This window comes from uncultured Paracoccus sp., from assembly GCF_947496875.1.
Taxonomy (GTDB): domain Bacteria; phylum Pseudomonadota; class Alphaproteobacteria; order Rhodobacterales; family Rhodobacteraceae; genus Paracoccus.
This window is the reverse complement of record NZ_CANMEH010000110.1, coordinates 1-206: the sequence shown is the minus strand read 5'-3', so window position 1 is coordinate 206 and position 206 is coordinate 1. Positions and strand designations below refer to the sequence as shown.

General features: G+C 65.0%; 1 pseudogene. It reads right to left on the bottom strand.

The features are described from left to right. Positions 1–206, bottom strand: a pseudogene (locus tag Q0938_RS19330) (electron transfer flavoprotein subunit beta/FixA family protein); the annotation flags it as partial.

Sequence of the window (206 nt, the reverse complement as noted above, 5' to 3'; positions counted from 1 at the left end):
CCCGCAGCTTTCAGTTTCGACACCAGCTCATCGACCGAACCGACCTTGATCCCGGCCTTGCGGCCCTCGGGCTCGGCGGTCTTGACCACCGTCAGGCGCGGCGACACGTCCACCCCGTAATCGGCGGCAGACTTCTCGGTCAGCTCCTTCTTCTTCGCCTTCATGATGTTGGGCAGCGACGCGTAGCGCGGCTCGTTCAGGCGCAG